We start from the raw sequence: 17,698 nt of genomic DNA on the forward strand, positions 1-17,698 counted from the left end.
ACCAAATCCCCAGAATGTCTCCCGATCCAACCGCGCCTCTCAGCACCGCCTTCCCGGCCCCTCCAGCGTTCCCGCCTTCGGTGAAGCGGTGTTTAGGCCCAAGAAGAATGGGGTGCAATAAGAAAATTCGCCCGATTGCCATATTTCTGACATCTCGCTGATTTTGCTGCCTTTTACTGCCTCTCACTTTGGCATTCGGAGCGCCGCAGGCGAAGGGACGCCGGGCCGTGGGGCCAATCGAGGCGGTGAATCGGGCGCTTCTTCCTACCGACTCGGGTCCAAAACGCAAAAGGCGCGCCTCGGGGGCGCGCCTTCGCATGTGCATCGATCTGTTGGATCAACGCTTTGAGAACTGGAAGCTGCGGCGAGCCTTGGCTTTGCCGTACTTCTTGCGTTCCACGACGCGGCTGTCGCGGGTCAGGAAGCCTGCGGCCTTAAGTGCGGCGCGCAGGTGGGGCTGGTGCAGCTGCAGTGCCTGGCTGACGCCGTGCTTGACTGCGCCTGCCTGGCCCGACAGGCCGCCGCCCTTGACGGTGGCGTGCACGTCGTACTGACCGACAACGCCGGCGACCTCGAACGGCTGCTTCAGGATCATCTGCAGAACGGGGCGCGCGAAATAGGCGTTCACGTCCTTGCCGTTCACGGTGACCTTGCCGGTGCCCGGCTTGATCCAGACGCGGGCGACCGCGTCCTTGCGCTTGCCGGTCGCATAGCTGCGGCCCAGTTCGTCGCGCTGCGGTTCACGGGTGATGGCGGCCTCGACGACGGCGGCGGGGGTGCCCGCGACGGCCGATTTCAGATCGTCCAGAGTTTTGATGTCGTCAGCCATGATCATGCGCTCCGGGTGTTTTTCTTGTTCAGGACTTTGACGTCCAGAACTTCGGGCTGCTGCGCCTCGTGCGGATGCTCGGCGCTGGCATAGACGCGCAGGTTCGTCATCTGCTGCTTGCCCAGCTTGTTGCGGCTAATCATGCGCTCGACGGCCTTCACGACCACGCGCTCGGGATGCGCGCTTTCCAGGATCTGGCGCGCGGTGCGGTGCTTGATGCCGCCCGGGTGGCCGGTGTGCCAGTAGTACTTCTTGTCTTCACGCTTGTTGCCGGTCATCTGCACCTTGTCGGCGTTGATGATGATGACATTGTCGCCCATATCCATGTGCGGCGTGAAGGTAGGCTTGTGCTTGCCGCGCAGGCGGCTGGCGACGATCGTGGCGAGGCGGCCCAGAACGACGCCCTCGGCGTCGATCAGGATCCACTTCTTCTCGATCTCCGCCGGTTTCGCGGTATAGGTCTTCATCTGTCGTCCCTTCAGGGTCGTAATCGTAAGAGATGGCGGTATATCGAAGATTGCCCTCGCGCGGTCAAGTCCGCAGGTCAATGTATTCCGACGCAAAATCAGTATCTTGCAACTTAGGTATCAGAATACCCCATCACACGCCCCGGATTTCGCTGGATTTCGGCGGAATCGAATAGGTCATCGAACAGCGCGCGACCGGATCCCCCTGCCCTTCGGAGAAGATCAGCGCCTCGGCCACCGCCAGCACGCGGCCCAGTTTCAGCACCCGGCATTCGGCCAGCAGGTCCCGGCCTGCCGCGGGCTTGCGCATGAAATCGATCGAAGCGTTCGTCGTCACCGCCAGCCCCACTGGCCCGATCCGCGCCAAAATCGCGCAATAGATCGCCAGGTCCGCCAGCGCGAACATCGACGGGCCGCTGACCGTGCCGCCGGGCCGCAGGTGGTCGTCGGCCACGCGCAACCGCGCCGTCAGGCCTGACGGGCTGACCGCCTCCACCAGATACTGCCCCGCGACCTGCGGGAAATCCCGCGCCAGGAACGCGTTCAGCGCATCCTTGTCCATCATGATCGTCATGCTGTCCTCCTTGCCTGTCGGTGCAGGCTTTCGGGAAACGCAGCAGGATACAAGACGGACGAGACGCTGACCCTCCGGGTCGGTCGCGTGGGGGCCGCCCCTATCGGTCGGCAGTCAGGGCCAGCACCAGATCGGTGAAATGCTCGCCCCGCTTTTCGAAATTCGGATACTGGTCAAAGCTGGCGGCGGCAGGGGCCAGCAGGACGGTATCGCCCGGCTCTGCCTCGGCGGCGGCGCGGGCCACGGCCTGTTCCATCGTGTCGGCGATCTCATAGGGGGTGTGGCCGATCTCCAGCGCGAAATCCCGAGCGGAATGGCCGATCAGATAGGCCTTGGCGACGGCGCCCAAGTGCGGCTGCAGGGCTGCGATGCCACCCTCCTTGCCCAGGCCACCGGCGATCCAGCGGATGCGCGAAAACGCCTGCAGCGCCTTGGCGGCGGCATCGACATTGGTGGCCTTGCTGTCGTTGACAAAGCGGACGCCGCCTATCTCGGCCACGGTCTGGCTGCGATGGGGCAGTCCGGCAAAGCTGTGGAAGGCGGCCTCGATCTCTCGCGGGGCCAGGCCCACGGCGCGGCAGGCGGCATAGGCGGCGCAGGCGTTCTGATGGTTGTGCGCACCGGGCAGCCCGCGCATCTCGCGCAGATCAATCGATGCGGCCTGCCGTCCCTTGCGGTATTCCGACAGGAACCCCTTGCGCGCAAAGACCGCCCAGGCCCCGCGATCCAGCTTCTGCCCCGAGGACACGCGGATCACCCGATCATCCGCCGGGCCCATTGACAACTGGTTGGCCAGATACAGCCCCTCGGGGTCGTCCACCCCGATCACGGCGCGATCCGGCCCGCCCTCGGCGAACAGCCGGCGCTTGGCCGCGAAATAGCCGCCCAGCCCCGCATGGCGATCCAGATGATCGGGCGACAGGTTGGTCATGACCGCGACATCGGGCGTCAGCGCGCGGGCCAGGTCGGTCTGATAGCTGGACAGCTCCAGCACCGCGACCTCGGCGTCGATGGCAGGCTCCAGCGACAGCACGCCGGTGCCAATATTGCCGCCCATCTGCGTGGGCCGGCCGCATTCCTCCAGCACGTGATGGATCAGCGCCGTGGTGGTCGACTTGCCGTTCGATCCGGTGACCGCAACCACCCGGGGGGCGCGGTCGAACTGATCCCAGTCCCCGGTCGCATAGCTGCGAAAGAACAGGCCGATGTCATTGTCGACCGGGATGCCCAGCTGCCAGGCCATCGCGATGACCGGATGCGCACGGGGATACAGATGCGGGATGCCCGGGCTGACGATCAGCAGGCTGATACCCTGCCAATTGCCCTCGCGGGTCAGGTCCAGGATGCGCAGGCCGTCCGCCGCGGCGGCCTCGCGCGTGTCATTGCCGTCGTCCCAGGCCACGACCTGGGCCCCGCCCGCGGCAAGGGCCGCAGCGGTGGCCTTGCCCGACCGACCAAGGCCGAGGACCGCGACGGTCTGATGTTCAACGCCCTGGACAGGGATCATGGCAGGCTCCTGGATTGCGGCGGTCGGGGACTGCGCGCGCGCCCCGCCGCGTTATGGTCGCACCCCGCAAAGATCAGCGCAGCTTGAGCGTGGCAAGCCCGATCAGCGCCAGGATCAGCGCGATGATCCAGAACCGGATCACGATCTGCGCCTCGCCCCAGCCCTGCTTTTCGAAATGGTGGTGGATGGGGGCCATCAGGAACACCCGCTTGCCCGTGCGCTTGAAGTACAGCACCTGGATGATGACCGACAGCGCCTCGACCACGAACAGGCCGCCGACAATGGCCAGAACGATTTCGTGCTTGGTGACGACGGCGATGGCGCCCAGGGCGCCGCCCAGGGCCAGCGACCCGGTATCGCCCATGAACACCGCCGCCGGTGGTGCGTTATACCACAGAAAGCCCAAGCCCCCCCCGATCAGCGCCGAGACGAAGATCAGGATCTCACCGGTGCCGGGAACGTGGTGGACGCCCAGATATTCGGTGAAATCGACCCGGCCCACCGTATAGGCGATGATGCCCAGGGTGCCCGCGGCGATCATCACCGGCATGATGGCCAGCCCGTCCAGCCCGTCCGTCAGGTTCACCGCATTGGCCGACCCCACGATCACGATCATCGCGAAGGGCACGAAGAACCAGCCCAGGTTCAGCAGCACGTCCTTGAACACCGGCAGGGCCAGCTGGTTGGTCAGCGCGTCGGGGTGCAGCAGGGATGCCGCGATGCCCGCCAGCGCCGCGATGACCAGCCCCAGAGCCATCCGGATGCGGGAACTGACGCCCTTGGTGTTCTGCTTGGTGACCTTGGCATAGTCGTCGGCGAACCCGATCGCGGCAAAGCCCGCCGTCACCAGCAGCACGATCCAGACGTAACCGTTGTCCAGCCGCGCCCAGAGCAGCGTCGAGAACAGCAGCGCCGACAGGATCAGCAGGCCGCCCATCGTGGGCGTGCCCGCCTTGGCCAGATGGCTTTGCGGGCCGTCGTCGCGGATCGGCTGACCCTTTTTCTGGACGCGCCGCAGATAGTTGATCAGCGGCCGGCCAAAGATGAAGCCGAAGAACAGCGCCGTGAAGAACGCGGCTCCCGCCCGAAAGGTGATATACCGGAACAGGTTGAAGAAATCCCCCCCCTCGGACAGGTTGCTGAGCCAGTAGAGCATGGCATTATCCTTTGTCTTGGGCGGCGCGGGCCCTCAGGGCCCCCACGACCGCCGAAATCCGCGAGGATTTCGATCCCTTCACCAGGACGATATCGCCCGCACGGATCAGGTCAGGGGCAATGGCGGCCAGTTCGGCCGCCGTTTCGGTCCACAATCCGCGCCGCCCCTCGGGCAGCGCATCGAACAGGTGGCGCATGCGCGTCCCCGCGCAATGGACCAGATCGACCTCTGCCATCGCCGGATCATCGGCCACGGCACGGTGCATCGCGGCCTCGTCCGCGCCCAGTTCCAGCATGTCGCCCAGAATCGCCACGCGCCGTCCGCCCTGCAGGCCCGACAGCGTGGCAAGGCCCGCCGACAGAGAGGTCGGGTTGGCGTTGAACGCGTCGTCGATCAGGCGGATGTCGCCCAGATCCTCGACCGCGCCGCGGCCCTGGGGCGGGTGCCAGTCGGACAGATGCGCCGCCGCCTGCGCCACATCCGCGCCCGCGACCGACAGCGCGGCCAGCACGCCCACCGCATTCATCGCGAAATGCCGGCCCGTCGTGGGCAGGGTGAAGGCCAGCGTGTCGCCCAGGATACGCGCGTGACAGGACAGCGCGCCGTCCTGGGGCACGATCCGCAGCGGCCGCGCGCTGCCGTGGTCGCCGAATCCCACGACGACCGCACCCGCCCGGTCCGCGCAATCGCGCAGGATCTGCGTCACCGGCAGATCCTCGGGCAGGATCGCGTGGCCCACGGGCTGCAGCCCCTCAAAGATTGCGCCCTTTTCATGGGCGATGCCCTCAATGGCGCCGAACGCTTCCAGATGGGCGGCGGCGACGGTGGTGATCATCGCCACATGCGGCCGCGCCATGCGCGACAGGGGCGCGATCTCTCCGGGATTGCTCATGCCGATCTCAATGATCGCGAAATCGGTGTCAGAGGGCATGCGCGCCAGCGTCAGCGGCACGCCCCAATGGTTGTTGTAGCTGGCCTCGGCCGCGTGGATCACGCCCTGCCCCGCCAGCGCCACCCGCGCCATCTTCTTGGTCGAGGTCTTGCCGACGGATCCGGTGATGGCGATGACCCGGCCCGCCATGCGCGCCCGGCCCGCCCGGCCCAGATCCTCCAGAGCGGCCAGCACGTCCGCCACGATCAGCAGCGGCGCGTCCGGCGACACGCCCTCGGGGATGCGGCTGACCAGCGCCGCCGCCGCCCCCTTGGCCAGGGCTTGCGCCACGAAATCATGCCCATCGCGACCGGCCTGGAGCGCGACGAACAGATCACCCGGCGCGATGGTGCGGGTGTCGATGGACACACCCGTCGCGGTCCAATCGGATGTCGCCCGCCCGCCCGTGGCGGCGGCGGCGTCCTCAGCGGTCCAGAGGCTCATATCCGCCCGTCCAGTGCCGCCACCGCGACCGATCCCTGTTCGGCATCGTCAAAGGGATAGACGTCCTGGCCCACGATCTGTCCCGTCTCGTGGCCCTTGCCGCAGATCAGAAGCGCGTCGCCCGGCTGCAGCGCATCGACACCGCGCAGGATCGCCTCGGCGCGGTCGGGCACCTCGGTCGCGTCGGGTCCGGCGGTCGCCATGATGGCGGCGCGGATCAGGGCGGGGTCCTCGGTCCGGGGATTGTCGTCGGTCACGATCACCACATCGGCATGATCGGCTGCTGCCTGCCCCATCAGCGGACGCTTGCCCCGGTCGCGGTCGCCGCCCGCGCCGATCACGCAGACGATGCGCCCCATCACATGCGGGCGCAGCGATTGCAGCGCCGCCGTCACGGCGCCGGGCTTGTGCGCGTAATCGACGAAGACCGCCGCGCCGTTGTCGCGCTGCGCGACCAGCTGCATGCGGCCGCGCACCGTGACCAGCTGCGGCAGCACCCGGATGATGTCGTCGGCGCAGTCGCCCGCGGCCAGGCACAGCCCCATCGCGGCCAGTACGTTTTCGGCCTGGAACCCGCCGATCAGCGGCAGGCGCACCAGATGCGCCCGTCCCATGACCGAGAACCGCAGATCCTGCCCCGTCGCGTCATAGCGCTGGCCCAGAATGCGCAGCATGGCGTTCTCGCCCGTGCCGATCGTGGTCAGGGCCAGGCCCCGGTCAGTCGCGATCTCGGCCATCTGGCGGCCGCGCTGGCTGTCGATGTTGATGACAGCCGCCGCGCCATCCTCCAGCACGCGGTTGAACAGCAGCGCCTTGGCCGCGAAATATTCGTCAAAGCCCGCGTGATAATCCAGGTGGTCCTGGCTGAAATTGGTGAATGCGCCCGCCTGCACGCGCACCCCGTCCAGGCGACGCTGGTCCAACCCGTGGCTGGAGGCCTCCATCGCGGCGTGGGTGACGCCCGCCTGCACGGCCTCGGCCAGGACGCGATGCAGGGTTAGCGGGTCGGGGGTGGTGTGGGCCAGGGTCGCATGGTGGTCGCCCTCGACCCCCATCGTGCCCAGGCTGATCGCCTTGTGGCCCAGGGCCTGCCAGATCTGGCGGGTAAAGCTGGCCACGCTGGTCTTGCCGCTGGTGCCGGTGACTGCCACGACATGGTCGGGCTGGTCGCGAAACCACAGCGACGCCGCCCCGGCAAAGGCCGCGCGCGGGTCCTCGGCCACGATCAGGGCGCCGTCCCAACCGGCCAGAACGGCAGCGGCGATATCGGCGCCCTGCCGGTCGGTCAGAACCGCCGCCGCCTGCATGCGGATCGCATACTGGATGAATTCGCCGCCATGCACCGCCGATCCGGGCAGGGCCGCGAACAGGTGTCCGGGCCTCACGGTGCGGCTGTCGATGGACAGCCCCGTGATCTGCGGGTCGCGCCCGCCCGGTGCGCACAGCCCCAGCTGCGACAGCGTCACATCATCCTTGTCCACGATCCCACCCGTCATTGATTTGCGACGAGCCTTACCGCAGCCTGATCCTCGGGTTCAACACGCGGCGCAAAGCGCGCAGCGATCGTCGGCAGGTTTTCGTCGCCGCCCACCGGCTCCAGCCCCAAAAGCGGGCCGATGCGGCGGATCACCTCGGCGGTGACGGGCACCACGGTGTGGCCGGCGGTGCGCACCTCGGTCCCGTTGATCACGGTCGAGGGCTCGTCCAGGGCCACGATCAGCACATATTGCGGATCGCTGGCCGGAAAGACCGCGGCAAAGGTCGCGATGACCTTGTTCTTGTAATACCCGCCCGCGGCGCGGGGCTTGTCGGCGGTGCCGGTCTTGCCCGCGACCTCGTATCCGGGGACCTCGGCCTGACGGGCGGTGCCGCGGGTGACGACCTGGCGCAGCATGTCCACCGACATGGCGGCGGCGCGGGGCGACAGGACCTGCGCACCCTCGGGGCGCTGGCGACCGTGGACCAGCGTCGGCGTCACGCGCTTGCCGCCATTGGCGATGGTCGCATAGGCCACCGCCAGGTGCAGCGGGCTGGCCGCCAGACCGTGGCCAAAGCTGACCGTGGCCGAGGTGACGGCGGGCCAGCGCGTGGGCACCAGCGGCTGACCGGTGGGTGCCTCGACCATTTCGATGGGGGTCGGCACGAACAGGCCAAGCTTTTCCAGGAAATCACGCTGACGGTCGGGCCCGATCATCTGCGCGATCCGCACCGTCGCCACGTTCGACGATTTCACGATCACGTCGGTGGCCGACAGCTCGCGCCCGTAATTGTGGAAATCGTTGATCAGGAACCGCCCGATGCGCATCGGCGCCTGCGCGTTGATCCCGCTGGAGGGGTTGATCAACCCCAGATCCAGCGCCTGCGCGACCGGGAATATCTTGAAGGTCGAGCCCAGTTCGTACTGGCCCTGCACGGCGCGGTTGAACAGCGGGCTGTCCGACGGTTCGCCCGTCAGCAGCGGGCGCGGGCGGTCATTGGGGTCGAAATCGGGCAGGCTGGCCATGGCCAGGATCTCTCCTGTCTTGACCTCCATCAGGATGCCCGTGGCGCCCTTGGCGTTCATGACGTTCATGCCCGACCACAGCACGTCCTCCATCGCCTGCTGCAGCGTCAGGTCGATGGACAGCGCCAGCGGCGCGCCTTCGTTGCCCGGATCGCGCAGCCAGGCGTCGAACGCCTTCTCGACGCCCGCGATGCCGATCACCTCGGCGCTGTTGACGCCCTCGTTGCCGAAACCCGACCCGCCCAGGATGTGGCTGGCCACGTCGGCATTGGGATAGATACGCATCTCGCGCGGGCCGAACAGCAGGCCGGGCTCTCCCAGGTCGTGGACGGCCTGCATCTGCTCGGGGCTGATCTTGCGCTTGATCCACATGAACTTGCGGTCGCCGGTGAAATCGCGCGTCAGCCGCTCGACGTCCAGATCAGGAAAGATCTGCGCCAGCCCGCGCGCGGTGCCGACCGGATCGACCATCTGGTGCGGGTGGGCATAGACCGAATGGGTCAGCAGGTTCGTGGCCAGCACCCGGCCCCGCCGGTCTGTGATGTCCGCCCGCTGAGAGATGATCTGCGCCGACAGCACCTGGCCGCGCGGCTCTGCCGCCTCGCTGGAGGCCAGCGTGCCCATGCGCGCCGCGACCGTGCCGAAGGCCAGCAGGAAACAGCCCGCCATGACGATCAGCCGCCCCTCGGCCCGACGGCGGGCGCGGTCCTGGATCTGTTCGTGGCGGCGGCGGCGGTTCTCGGCCTCGATGTCATCGGGGTTCTCGCCGCGTTCGCGGGCGCGAAGAATGCGGGCCAGGGGGCGCAAGGGGGTGCGGATCATGGCTGTTCATCCTCGGACAGGTCGGTTTCGGGGGTCAGCAGCGGCTCGGGCGGCGGCGGCGGCTTGGGATAGTCGATATGGTCCAGGTCCAGGAACTGGCCCGATTCCACCGGGACCAGCTGCAGGCGTTCAAAGTTCAGGTCGACCAGCTGGCGCAGGCGGTCGGGACGGTTCAGAAACGCCCATTCGGCCCGCAGCACGCCCAGCTCCTCGCGCAGGCCGGCGATCTCGCGCTGGACCTGGGACATCTCTCCGATGGCGGCCTGGGTCGCGTAATTCTCGCGATAGGCCCAAAAGGCCATGCCCATGACCACCAGCACGCAGGCCAGATAGGCCAGCGACCGCATCAGCGCCCCCCCGGCAGACTGGGCATGGCCAGCGCGCGGGCATCGACGCTGCCTGCGGGCGCCTCGGTGCGCACCGCCACCCGCAGCAATGCCGAACGGGCGCGCGGGTTGACGTCCAGCTCGTCCGGGTCCGGCCCGATCGCGCGCCGAAATGGCAGCGTGAAGGCGGGCTGAACCGTCGCGGTGACCGGGGCATAGCGGTTGCCGCCGCCCCCCGCGTCGGCGCGGGCCTGCATGAACCGCTTGACGATGCGGTCCTCCAGCGAATGAAAGCTGACCACGGCCAGTTGCCCGCCGGGCTTCAGCGCGCGCTCGGCGGCCGACAGGCCCGCGACCAGCTGGCCGAACTCGTCGTTCACCCAGATGCGGATCGCCTGAAAGCTGCGGGTGGCGGGGTGGCTCTGGCCGGGTTTCGCGCGCGGCAGGCAGCCGGTGAGCACCTGCGCCAGCTGCGTGGTCCGCGTCAGCGGGCGCGCGGCGACGATGGCCCGCGCGATGCGGCGCGCGGCGCGTTCCTCGCCGTAATGATACAGCACATCGGCGATCTCCGCCTCCTCAGCGCTGTTCAGCAGATCGGCGGCCGAGGGCACGTCGCCCCCCATCCGCATGTCCAGCGGCCCATCGCGCATGAACGAAAACCCGCGATCCGCCTGATCCAGCTGCATCGAGCTGACGCCCAGGTCCAGCACCACCCCGTCCAGCGGCTGCCCCGCCAGGCTGTCCATGTCGGAAAACGTCCCCTCGACCAGCCGCAGCCGGTCGCCGTACTGGCCGCGCCACGCCTCGGCCATCGCGAACACCGCAGGGTCGCGGTCCACGCCGATCACCTGCGCAGCACCCGCCTCCAGCAGCCCGCGCGCATAGCCGCCCGCTCCGAAGGTGCCGTCCAGCCAGACGCCGCCCACAGGCGCCACGGCCCGCAGCAGCGGCGCCAGAAGAACGGGAATATGCGGATCGGACATGGCCTCAGCCCTCGCTGGCTTGGTGCAGGAAGGCGCGGGGGTCAAATTCGGGGCCCTTGCTGGCGGCGAATTCCTCCAGCGCCTCGACATCCTTGGGGCGCGTCTCGGGGTGATAGACCTGGATATAGTCGCCGCGCGATTCAAAGATCGTCTCGGTGCCCTCGCCGAAGCCCAGCTTGTCGCGCAGCTTGGCTGGCAGGACCAGACGCCCCTCGCGATCGATCTCAAGGTCTGTGGACTGGCCGTTCATCAGCAACTCCAGCCAGCGACGCTCCTGGCTGCCGCGGGTCAGGCGATCGATCTGTTCGTCGATCTCCTCGATGGCCTCGATGGTGTAGAGTTCGATCCAGTTCCACCAGTCGGGGCCATAGACGGCCACCAGCTGCGTGCGTCCGGCATTGGCGCCTGCGAATGAGGGGTCTCCGGCATCGAACACGCGGCGCAGACGGGCCGGGATCGACATCCGACCCTTTCCATCGACCTTGACGGTTTCGGTGCCTCTGAACTTACGCGCCACCTGGCACCCGCCCTCACTGCCTGCTCTTTCGGGACGTCCGAAAGAGAAAGGGCGGATCGGGCCGCTGCCACTGCCCGATCCGCCGCCCTCGTTCCCGATTACCCGGGCCCCTTTGCGGGGTTGGTTGCCGACCCTGCTTGCGCCACCTGGGGGAGGTGCTGCTCGCGCAAGCGGGCCGACTATGTTGGAAAACGGTTGCCTGTATGAACTCTGCTTCGCCTTGTCTGGGGTCTTGGCGCCCCATTCACTGCCCGTTTTCGTGATCCGGTTGTGACATGGGATTTCATGGGAAGCAACGGTATTCTTGGGCCGCAGGCCGCATTCCGCGCATGGGTTCGACCGGCCCCGAATCACCCGCGGCAAGGCGAATTGCGCGATTACACCGAGGGCTGGTAGAGTGACCGGAAAGGCACACCAGATATAGAAGACAGGTCGCGCCGAGGTTTTTTCACCCCCTGAGGCGAAATCACCACAGTTCACGGCCAAGCAAGCTGAAACTCTGGGCAAGCGGCAGGATTTTCAGCGCCCGCTCACATCGGATCACGGAACCGAGAGGGGTCTTGCCCCTCCCGTCCCATGCTATCCCGAATGTCCCGTGAATTCCCGCCTCAGGCGATGCCGTCCTGGACCAGACGGTCGGCCAACTGCGCATAGGCCTGCGCCACGGCGCCGTCACCCAAGGCCACCGGACGACCCGAATCGCCGGCCAGACGCACCTCCAGCTCCAGCGGCAGGGCGCCCAGGAAGGGCAGGTTCAGCGCCTCGGCCTCGGTGGCGACGCCGCCATGACCGAACAGATGCGCCTCGTGCCCGCATTTGGGGCAGATATAGGTGGACATGTTCTCGATCAGCCCCAGGACCGGGGTCTTGAGCTTGCCGAACATGTCGATGGCGCGCCGCGCGTCCAGAAGGGCGACATCCTGGGGCGTGGACACGATGATCGCGCCGGTGACCGGGGCCTTCTGGCACAGGCTCAATTGCACGTCGCCGGTGCCGGGCGGCAGGTCGATCAGCAGCACGTCCAGCTCGCCCCAGTTCACCTGCTGCAGCAACTGCTGCAGGGCGCCCATCAGCATCGGGCCGCGCCAGACCAGCGCCTCGCCCTCCTTGAGCATCAGGCCGATGGACATGACCGTGACGCCATGCGCATGCAGCGGCTCGATGCGCTGGCCGTCCGGGCTGGCGGGCCGCCCCGACACGCCCATCATGCGCGGCTGCGAGGGACCATAGATATCCGCATCCAGCAGCCCGACCTTGCGGCCCGCCCGCGCCAGCGCCACGGCAAGGTTCGAGGTGACGGTCGATTTCCCCACCCCACCCTTGCCCGAACCGATGGCGATGATGTGGCGCACGCCGGGGATGGCCTGCGGTCCAGCCTGCGGCTTGGGATGGCCGCCGATCTTCAGGGACGGCGCCTCGCCCTGGCCCGACACCGCGCGGGGCGGGGCGGGATTGGCGGGCGCGGTCATCACGATCTGGACGCGGCTCACGCCGTCCAGCCGTTCGATGCGGGCGCGGGCCTCGGCCTCGACCGGCTTCAAGGCCTCGGCGGTGGCCGCGTTCTCGACCTCCAGGACGAATCGCACCAGGCCCTCATCGACCACCAGGGCCCGGATCAGGTCCGCCTGACCCAGCGTCCCCCCCTGCGGAAGGGTGATATCGGCAATTGCCGTAAGGATCGCTTCGCGGCTGACGGACATGGAGGGCACCTCGTCTTTTGTGTGTCAGCCAGCATGAAGCACAGAACCGCCAGCCTCAACACCCCCTGCGACATTCCGTGCCCCGGGCGGCTAAACGCTTTCAAACAGGCACTTTTTGGCCGCGCGGCGTGATCGCTAACAGATGTATCGTGTCAATTTTATGTCAACATTTCATGACCTAGTGGGGCGATAGGTCAGCGTCAGTCATGCAATTGCTGCATGGCAGCATTACGAAACCGTCCGTTGTGCAATCGCGGCAAAGGGGTCATCTTCAACTCAACGAAACGCCGGGCCAATCCGGGAACGGCGCAGACGAGATGAACCGAAAGGATACGACAATGGCTGTTATCGCCCAGGCACAGAACACCGCCGCCGAAGCCGGCCTGCGTGGCCGCCTGATGACCGCGATCCAGCGGATGCAGGAAAACCGCGCCCGCCGCGCCGTTTACCGCCAGACCGTGCGTGAACTCAACGCGCTGACGACCCGCGATCTGGACGATCTGGGCATCAGCCGTTCGATGATCACCCGCCTGGCCCACGAAGCGGCCTGGGGTTCGGCCCGCTAAGGGTCAACAAAGAATTCGCTTTCCCGGCCCTCTCCTCCTCCCTGGGTCCGGGAATGGCGGCATCCTCTCTCCTCCTCCCTGAGGATGCCGCCCAAAGTTGCCAAGGAACCTGACCCTCCTCCCCGGGTTCCTGTGCGAAGCGGCGGCCCCGCTCCTCCCTCCCAGGGGTCGCCGCACAAAATTCATAGCCGCCCCATCTGCGGCACCCAGATACGCCCGGTCCTCTCCTCCTCCCTCCCGGACCCGGCGTTCGCGGCACGGCCTCTCCTCCTCCCTGGCCCTGCCGCACCCCATACGCGGCCCCTCCTCCTCCCTGGGCCAGCGTTCAGCGGCGACCTCCCTCCTCCTCCCTGGAGGTCGCCGCGCCTTTATCCGGAACCGGAACACCCCATCGCGCATTGCCTCCGACAGATCGTCGGAGGCGTCATGATTCTGCGCAAAGGCACCAAGGTTGAATGGAGCTGGGCGGGCCATACGGCCAGCGGCACCATTACCGACATCTTTACCGACGACGTCGAGCGGACGATCAAGGGCAGCCGCGTCAGCCGCAAGGCCAGCCGCGATGACCCAGCCTATCTGATCGAACAGCAGGACGGCGATCGCGTGCTCAAGGGCCGATCGGAACTGCGCCGCAGCGACGATTGACGGCTTTTCGGGCCGGGCCCGGCGCGCTATGGCTGGCCGATGCTCAGTTATCAACACGCCTATCATGCCGGAAACCTGGCCGACCTGCACAAGCACGCCCTGCTGGCCGTCGCGCTGGATTACCTGACCCGCAAGGACAAGCCGCTGTCCTATCTGGAAACCCACGCCGGGCGCGGCCTCTATGACCTGACCGCCCCCGAGGCCCAAAAAACTCAGGAGGCCGCCCAGGGCATCGCCCGCGCCACGGCCGAGGGCTGGCTGCCGGGCGACCACCCCCTGATCCGCGCGCTGACCGCGATTCGCGCCCTGCGTGGCGACAGCGCCTATCCTGGGTCGCCGCTGATCGCCGGGCATTTCCTGCGGTTCGAGGATCGCGCCCATCTGGCCGAGCTGCATCCGGCGGAATGCCAGGCCCTGCGCCGCGTCGCGGGCTTTGCCACCATCCATCAGCAGGACGGCTTCCAGATGGCGCAGGCTGTCTGCCCGCCAGAGCCGCGCCGGGGGATGCTGCTGATTGACCCCAGCTATGAGGTCAAGACAGACTATACCGCCATTCCCCGCCAGATCGGGCTGATCGCGCGGAAATGGAACGTGGGCGTCATCGCCCTGTGGTACCCGATCCTGACCGACCACCGCCATCTGGGCATGACCGCGCAGCTGACCAGCGATTTCCCCCAGGCCCTGCTGTCGGAGGTCGCCTTTCCGCCCGCGCGGCCCGGCCATTCGATGATCGGGTCGGGGATGATCGTGCTGAACCCGCCTTGGGGACTGGCCGACCAAGCCCGCCAGCTGGAGGCAATGTTCCACGATCGCGCCTGACCGCGCCCGCCGACGGGGATTCCCCCGCCGGTTGCGCTGTGGCATGATCGACCCCGCGACAAGGATTCCCCCATGCCCCAACGACTGTCCATCGGCGCCACCGTCTTTCTGGTCCTAACCGTGCTGCTGTCCCTCTACTTCGCCTATGCGGCGGTGCAGGGGCCGTCGGGCATCCTGCGGCGCATTCAGATCCAGGCCGAGACGGCCGAGCTGCAGACCGCCCGCGACACGCTGCGCGCCGATGTCGCGCGCATGCAGAACCTGACCCGCCGCCTGTCGGACGATTACCTGGATCTGGACCTGCTGGACGAACGCGCCCGCGAGGTCCTGGGCCTGCTGCGCGCCGACGAGGTGCTGCTGCGCTGAGGCGCGGATCTGCGGGGCAGGGCTGCGGGATTGCACGGCTGCGGGCGATGCGTTACGGATAGTTTAACGCTGAACTATCCGTAACGCATCCAGAGAGGATACGCCGCATGGCCAGGAAACCAAGCCCCCAACAGGAGGCACCTTCGAACGTGTCGAAGGACGAGTTGCTGCAATACTATCGGGACATGCTGCTGATCCGGCGATTCGAGGAAAAGGCGGGCCAGCTGTACGGCATGGGTCTGATCGGCGGGTTCTGCCACCTCTATATCGGTCAGGAAGCCGTGGTCGTGGGCCTCGAGGCCTGCGCCAAGGAAGGCGACAAGCGCATCACCAGCTATCGGGACCACGGCCACATGCTGGCCTGCGGAATGGAGGCGCGTGGCGTCATGGCCGAGCTGACCGGGCGTCAGGACGGCTATTCCAAGGGCAAGGGCGGCAGCATGCACATGTTCAGCCGCGAAAAGCATTTCTATGGCGGCCATGGCATCGTCGCGGCGCAGGTGCCCCTGGGCGCCGGTCTGGCCTTCGCCGACAAGTATCTGGGCAATGACAACGTCACCTTCACCTATTTCGGCGACGGTGCGGCCAACCAGGGCCAAGTCTATGAGACCTACAACATGGCCGAGCTGTGGGACCTTCCGGTCGTCTTCGTGATCGAGAACAACCAGTATGCCATGGGCATGTCGGTCAAGCGGTCCACGAAATCGACGACCTTCTTCGGTCGCGGTGAGGCCTTCGGCATCCCGGGCGAACAGATCGACGGCATGGACGTGCTGGCCGTCAAGGCGGCGGGCGAAAAGGCCGTGGCGCATTGCCGCGCCGGCAAGGGCCCCTACATCCTGGAGGTCATGACCTATCGCTATCGCGGGCATTCGATGTCGGACCCGGCCAAGTACCGGACCCGCGAGGAGGTCCAGAAGATGCGCGACGAGCGTGACCCGATCGAGAGCGTCCGCGACCTGCTGCTGACCGGCAAGCATGCTACCGACGAGGATCTCAAGGCGATCGACAAGGAAATCAAGGACATCGTCAACGATTCCGCGGAATTCGCCAAGAACAGCCCCGAGCCGGACCTGTCCGAGCTGTGGACCGACATTTACGCCGACGACCTGCCCCAGGGCAGCGCCGAAGAACACGCCTGAGGGGGATGACGACATATGGCAACCGAGATCCTGATGCCCGCCCTGTCCCCCACGATGGAGGAGGGCACGCTGGCCAAATGGCTGAAGAAAGAGGGTGACGCCGTCAAATCCGGCGACATCATCGCCGAGATCGAGACCGACAAGGCCACGATGGAATTCGAGGCCGTCGACGAGGGCATCATGGGCAAGCTGCTGGTGGCCGAGGGCACCCAGGGCGTCGCCGTGAACACCCCCATCGCCATCCTGGTCGAGGAGGGAGAGGACGCCGACGCGGCCCCCGCCCCCAAGGCCGAGGCAAAGCCCGCCGAGGCCAAGGCCACCGAGGCCGCCGGCAAACAGCCCGGCAAATCCGCCGTCGAGGAGGTCGCGACCCCGCAGCCCAAGCCGCGCAGCCCCGACTGGCCCGAAGGCACCAAGATGAAGACCATGACCGTGCGGGAAGCCCTGCGCGAGGCCATGGCCGAGGAGATGGACCGCGACGAGACCGTGTTCATCATGGGCGAGGAGGTCGGCGAATACGAAGGCGCCTACAAGATCACCCAGGGGCTGCTGGCCCGGTTCGGCCACCGCCGCGTCGTGGACACCCCCATCAGCGAGATCGGCTTTGCCGGCATCGGCACCGGTGCAGCACTTGCCGGCCTGCGCCCGATCGTCGAGTTCATGACCTTCAACTTTGCCATGCAGGCCATCGACCACATCATCAACTCGGCCGCCAAGACGCTGTACATGTCGGGGGGCCAGATGGGCTGTCCCATCGTGTTCCGCGGCCCGAACGGCGCCGCCGCCCGCGTGGGCGCCCAGCACAGCCAGGATTTCGCGGCATGGTATGCGGCGATCCCCGGGCTGAAGGTCGCGATGCCCTATTCGGCGGCCGATGCGAAGGGTCTGATGAAGACCGCAATCCGCGACAACAACCCGGTCATCTTCCTGGAGAACGAGATCCTCTACGGGCGCAGCTTCGAGGTGCCCGACCTGCCGGATTTCACCATCCCCTTCGGCAAGGCGAACACCGTGCGGTCGGGCGACGATGTGACCATCGTCAGCTTTGGCATCGGCGTCGCCCATGCGTTGGAGGCGGCCAAGCTGCTGGAACAGGACGGCATCCAGGCCGACGTGATCGACCTGCGCACGCTGCGCCCGCTGGACTATGACGCGATCCTGTCGTCGGTCAAGCGCACCAACCGCTGCGTGACCGTCGAGGAGGGCTTCCCCGTGGGCGCCATCGGCAACCACATCTCGGCCTGGCTGATGGAGAACGCGTTCGACTATCTGGACGCGCCGGTCATCTGCTGCACCGGCAAGGACGTGCCGATGCCCTATGCCGCGAACCTGGAAAAGCACGCGCTGATCACGCCCGCCGAGATCGCCGACGCCGTGAAAAAAGTCACCTACAAGTAAGGG

18 protein-coding genes are annotated in these 17,698 nt (G+C 67.1%); 6 read left to right on the top strand and 12 right to left on the bottom strand.

Annotated elements, in window-relative coordinates; translation table 11 throughout:
* Positions 1 to 337: 337 nt before the first annotated feature.
* The 12 genes from rpsI to ABS73_RS01380 all read right to left on the bottom strand — a co-directional run bounded on the left by rpsI (position 338) and on the right by ABS73_RS01380 (position 12,759).
* A complete protein-coding gene (gene rpsI, locus ABS73_RS01325) occupies positions 338 to 829 on the bottom strand; it encodes a 30S ribosomal protein S9 (RefSeq protein WP_136857117.1) in 492 nt (163 codons plus the stop codon).
* A 2-nt stretch (positions 830 to 831) separates the two neighbouring features.
* Positions 832 to 1,296 carry a 50S ribosomal protein L13 gene (rplM, locus tag ABS73_RS01330; protein ID WP_042248180.1) on the bottom strand — a complete coding sequence of 155 codons (465 nt, stop codon included), beginning with the start codon at positions 1,294 to 1,296 and terminating at the stop codon, positions 832 to 834.
* A gap of 133 nt (positions 1,297 to 1,429) precedes the next feature.
* On the bottom strand, positions 1,430 to 1,870 hold the full coding sequence (locus ABS73_RS01335) for a PaaI family thioesterase (protein ID WP_277023466.1): 441 nt from the start codon (positions 1,868 to 1,870) through the stop codon (positions 1,430 to 1,432).
* Positions 1,871 to 1,970: 100 nt separating this feature from the next.
* Positions 1,971 to 3,377: a UDP-N-acetylmuramoyl-L-alanine--D-glutamate ligase gene (gene murD, locus ABS73_RS01340; RefSeq protein WP_277023464.1), complete on the bottom strand. Its 1,407-nt coding sequence runs from the start codon at positions 3,375 to 3,377 to the stop codon at positions 1,971 to 1,973.
* A 73-nt stretch (positions 3,378 to 3,450) separates the two neighbouring features.
* A complete protein-coding gene (gene mraY, locus ABS73_RS01345) occupies positions 3,451 to 4,533 on the bottom strand; it encodes a phospho-N-acetylmuramoyl-pentapeptide-transferase (RefSeq protein WP_136857114.1) in 1,083 nt (360 codons plus the stop codon).
* Positions 4,534 to 4,537: 4 nt separating this feature from the next.
* Positions 4,538 to 5,908 (bottom strand): UDP-N-acetylmuramoyl-tripeptide--D-alanyl-D-alanine ligase, encoded by a 1,371-nt coding sequence (locus ABS73_RS01350; RefSeq protein ID WP_286693379.1) that lies wholly within the window; start codon positions 5,906 to 5,908, stop codon positions 4,538 to 4,540.
* Entirely contained in the window at positions 5,905 to 7,404 is a 1,500-nt protein-coding gene (locus ABS73_RS01355) for a UDP-N-acetylmuramoyl-L-alanyl-D-glutamate--2,6-diaminopimelate ligase (RefSeq protein ID WP_423805189.1), read from the bottom strand. Before ABS73_RS01355 ends, ABS73_RS01350 begins: the two co-directional genes overlap by 4 nt.
* A complete protein-coding gene (locus ABS73_RS01360) occupies positions 7,401 to 9,233 on the bottom strand; it encodes a peptidoglycan D,D-transpeptidase FtsI family protein (protein ID WP_136857112.1) in 1,833 nt (610 codons plus the stop codon). Before ABS73_RS01360 ends, ABS73_RS01355 begins: the two co-directional genes overlap by 4 nt.
* Positions 9,230 to 9,580, bottom strand: coding sequence for a cell division protein FtsL (ftsL, locus tag ABS73_RS01365; protein WP_136857111.1), 351 nt, complete (start codon positions 9,578 to 9,580; stop codon positions 9,230 to 9,232). Before ftsL ends, ABS73_RS01360 begins: the two co-directional genes overlap by 4 nt.
* Positions 9,580 to 10,542, bottom strand: coding sequence for a 16S rRNA (cytosine(1402)-N(4))-methyltransferase RsmH (rsmH, locus tag ABS73_RS01370; protein WP_277023458.1), 963 nt, complete (start codon positions 10,540 to 10,542; stop codon positions 9,580 to 9,582). The genes ftsL and rsmH overlap by 1 nt, the downstream gene beginning before the upstream one ends.
* A gap of 4 nt (positions 10,543 to 10,546) precedes the next feature.
* On the bottom strand, positions 10,547 to 11,059 hold the full coding sequence (locus tag ABS73_RS01375) for a division/cell wall cluster transcriptional repressor MraZ (RefSeq protein ID WP_277023456.1): 513 nt from the start codon (positions 11,057 to 11,059) through the stop codon (positions 10,547 to 10,549).
* Between the two features lie 608 nt (positions 11,060 to 11,667).
* On the bottom strand, positions 11,668 to 12,759 hold the full coding sequence (locus tag ABS73_RS01380; protein ID WP_277023455.1) for an Mrp/NBP35 family ATP-binding protein: 1,092 nt from the start codon (positions 12,757 to 12,759) through the stop codon (positions 11,668 to 11,670).
* Positions 12,760 to 13,097: 338 nt separating this feature from the next.
* Between ABS73_RS01380 and ABS73_RS01385 the strand changes: the two genes are divergently transcribed.
* From ABS73_RS01385 to ABS73_RS01410, 6 genes are all read left to right on the top strand, one after another.
* Positions 13,098 to 13,325 (top strand): DUF1127 domain-containing protein, encoded by a 228-nt coding sequence (locus tag ABS73_RS01385; protein WP_277023453.1) that lies wholly within the window; start codon positions 13,098 to 13,100, stop codon positions 13,323 to 13,325.
* Between the two features lie 426 nt (positions 13,326 to 13,751).
* On the top strand, positions 13,752 to 13,970 hold the full coding sequence (locus tag ABS73_RS01390; RefSeq protein ID WP_136857107.1) for a hypervirulence associated TUDOR domain-containing protein: 219 nt from the start codon (positions 13,752 to 13,754) through the stop codon (positions 13,968 to 13,970).
* A gap of 39 nt (positions 13,971 to 14,009) precedes the next feature.
* Positions 14,010 to 14,789 carry a 23S rRNA (adenine(2030)-N(6))-methyltransferase RlmJ gene (locus ABS73_RS01395; RefSeq protein WP_277023452.1) on the top strand — a complete coding sequence of 260 codons (780 nt, stop codon included), beginning with the start codon at positions 14,010 to 14,012 and terminating at the stop codon, positions 14,787 to 14,789.
* A gap of 72 nt (positions 14,790 to 14,861) precedes the next feature.
* Positions 14,862 to 15,155: an FtsB family cell division protein gene (locus tag ABS73_RS01400; protein WP_136857105.1), complete on the top strand. Its 294-nt coding sequence runs from the start codon at positions 14,862 to 14,864 to the stop codon at positions 15,153 to 15,155.
* A 107-nt stretch (positions 15,156 to 15,262) separates the two neighbouring features.
* Positions 15,263 to 16,297: a pyruvate dehydrogenase (acetyl-transferring) E1 component subunit alpha gene (gene pdhA, locus ABS73_RS01405; RefSeq protein ID WP_277023451.1), complete on the top strand. Its 1,035-nt coding sequence runs from the start codon at positions 15,263 to 15,265 to the stop codon at positions 16,295 to 16,297.
* A 15-nt stretch (positions 16,298 to 16,312) separates the two neighbouring features.
* Positions 16,313 to 17,695, top strand: coding sequence for a pyruvate dehydrogenase complex E1 component subunit beta (locus ABS73_RS01410; protein ID WP_277023450.1), 1,383 nt, complete (start codon positions 16,313 to 16,315; stop codon positions 17,693 to 17,695).
* Positions 17,696 to 17,698 lie beyond the last annotated feature (3 nt).

It is taken from the genome of Paracoccus sp. SCN 68-21 (assembly GCF_001724535.1).
Classification (GTDB): domain Bacteria; phylum Pseudomonadota; class Alphaproteobacteria; order Rhodobacterales; family Rhodobacteraceae; genus Paracoccus; species Paracoccus hibiscisoli.

Excerpts from the sequence above, each read along its gene's own strand:
- rpsI (WP_136857117.1), bottom strand. The coding sequence starts at position 829 with ATGGCTGACGACATCAAAACTCTGGACGATCTGAAATCGGCCGTCGCG.
- rplM (WP_042248180.1), bottom strand. The coding sequence starts at position 1,296 with ATGAAGACCTATACCGCGAAACCGGCGGAGATCGAGAAGAAGTGGATC.
- ABS73_RS01335 (WP_277023466.1), bottom strand. The coding sequence starts at position 1,870 with ATGACGATCATGATGGACAAGGATGCGCTGAACGCGTTCCTGGCGCGG.
- murD (WP_277023464.1), bottom strand. The coding sequence starts at position 3,377 with ATGATCCCTGTCCAGGGCGTTGAACATCAGACCGTCGCGGTCCTCGGC.
- mraY (WP_136857114.1), bottom strand. The coding sequence starts at position 4,533 with ATGCTCTACTGGCTCAGCAACCTGTCCGAGGGGGGGGATTTCTTCAAC.
- ABS73_RS01350 (WP_286693379.1), bottom strand. The coding sequence starts at position 5,908 with ATGAGCCTCTGGACCGCTGAGGACGCCGCCGCCGCCACGGGCGGGCGG.
- ABS73_RS01355 (WP_423805189.1), bottom strand. The coding sequence starts at position 7,404 with ATGACGGGTGGGATCGTGGACAAGGATGATGTGACGCTGTCGCAGCTG.
- ABS73_RS01360 (WP_136857112.1), bottom strand. The coding sequence starts at position 9,233 with ATGATCCGCACCCCCTTGCGCCCCCTGGCCCGCATTCTTCGCGCCCGC.
- ftsL (WP_136857111.1), bottom strand. The coding sequence starts at position 9,580 with ATGCGGTCGCTGGCCTATCTGGCCTGCGTGCTGGTGGTCATGGGCATG.
- rsmH (WP_277023458.1), bottom strand. The coding sequence starts at position 10,542 with ATGTCCGATCCGCATATTCCCGTTCTTCTGGCGCCGCTGCTGCGGGCC.
- ABS73_RS01380 (WP_277023455.1), bottom strand. The coding sequence starts at position 12,759 with ATGTCCGTCAGCCGCGAAGCGATCCTTACGGCAATTGCCGATATCACC.
- ABS73_RS01385 (WP_277023453.1), top strand. The coding sequence starts at position 13,098 with ATGGCTGTTATCGCCCAGGCACAGAACACCGCCGCCGAAGCCGGCCTG.
- ABS73_RS01390 (WP_136857107.1), top strand. The coding sequence starts at position 13,752 with ATGATTCTGCGCAAAGGCACCAAGGTTGAATGGAGCTGGGCGGGCCAT.
- ABS73_RS01395 (WP_277023452.1), top strand. The coding sequence starts at position 14,010 with ATGCTCAGTTATCAACACGCCTATCATGCCGGAAACCTGGCCGACCTG.
- ABS73_RS01400 (WP_136857105.1), top strand. The coding sequence starts at position 14,862 with ATGCCCCAACGACTGTCCATCGGCGCCACCGTCTTTCTGGTCCTAACC.
- pdhA (WP_277023451.1), top strand. The coding sequence starts at position 15,263 with ATGGCCAGGAAACCAAGCCCCCAACAGGAGGCACCTTCGAACGTGTCG.
- ABS73_RS01410 (WP_277023450.1), top strand. The coding sequence starts at position 16,313 with ATGGCAACCGAGATCCTGATGCCCGCCCTGTCCCCCACGATGGAGGAG.